1 protein-coding gene is annotated in these 1,239 nt (G+C 77.1%); it reads right to left on the minus strand.

Annotated features, from left to right (window positions below):
- Positions 1–1,239, minus strand: a 1,239-nt coding sequence (locus tag E1285_RS46360) for an SAV_2336 N-terminal domain-related protein (RefSeq protein WP_279510135.1), incomplete at both ends; no start/stop codon positions are given.

A 1,239-nucleotide genomic window follows, 5' to 3' on the forward strand; every position in this document is an offset into this window, starting at 1 on the left:
GGTGAGGAGGGCGAAGTGGTCGGTGTCGGCGGTGAGGGCGATCGGGCCGCCTTCGGCGGGGAGGAGGGCGCGGAAGGTTTCGGCGGAGGTGCCGGCGCGGCGTTCGATCTCGGCGGAGACGGCTTCGAGGACGTGCCGGGTGTGCAGGGCCTCGGGGCGCGGGAGGGTGTCGAGAAGGGCTTCGCGGGCGCCGGGGACGAACTCGTAGCGCGCGCCGTCGGCGGGTCGCAGGAGGCCGCTGAGCAGGACTTCGGCGAGCTGCCCGGGGCCCGAGCCGCCCAGGATCCGGTGCTGGATGAGCCGCATGACCGGCAGGGACGGGACGGACACGGCGACGTGCGCGGCGAGTTCGGCGGCGTCCGGGGAGGCCGTGGCGAGGAAGCGGCGGACGCGCTCCACGACCGGCAGTTCGCGCTCGCGGGCGATTGGAGCCGTCCCGGACGGGCGGGACGGGAGCGTCGCGACGGCGGCGGGCTGCGGCTCCGAGCCGGAGACCAGCCGCGCCCACGCGCCGAACCAGCGGGGCGCCACCTCCAGGACGGGGACGGGCACGCCGGGCGCAACGGCGCCGTCGTACGGGGTGAACCGCAGGTCGGTGTTCGGGGCGCCCGGCCGGGGCAGGACGGCGAGGCCCGGTGAGGCCGGGGCGGCGGTCCGTCGCCAGAGGCGCTCGGCGAGGGGCTGGAGGATCGCGGTCGGGCCCGCCTGGGCCCACCTCCGGACGGCCTGGGCGGCGCGTCCGTCCCACCAGTGCGGGCCGGAGCAGTCGCTGAGGACCAGCACGGCCTGGCGTCCGGACCCGTCCAGGAGCGTGCCCGGGTCCCGGGGCGGGGCGTCGGGGGTCGAGGCGATGCGTCCCGTGGTGCCGAGGTAGCTGAGGTGGACGTCCTGGAAGGCGCCCTGCCTGAGCATCGCCTCCGCCAGTTCGCGGGCGAGGGGCCGCCACAGCCGCATGGTCGGGCCGGTGTCGACGACCAGGCTGAGGCTGAGCCAGCGTTCGGGTGACGGGACGAGGACGGGCGTCCACAGGCGGGTGTCCGCGATGCGCGCCGCCGTCGCGTCCTCGTCTAGCTCGACGCGGTGCCTGGACGGGACGCGGCGCTTCAGCGGCCGCAGCGCCCGCTGCACGCCGAGGGGATCGGCCAGCATCGGCGCGGTCGGGACGAGGACCTCGATCGCCTCACCGGCCGGCCGGGTGTCGGGGGCCGCGCGTGGATGGAGCGCGGTGAGTGACGGGGG

Origin of the sequence: Actinomadura sp. 7K507 (assembly GCF_004348425.1) — a bacterium.
In the GTDB taxonomy this organism is placed as follows: domain Bacteria; phylum Actinomycetota; class Actinomycetes; order Streptosporangiales; family Streptosporangiaceae; genus Spirillospora.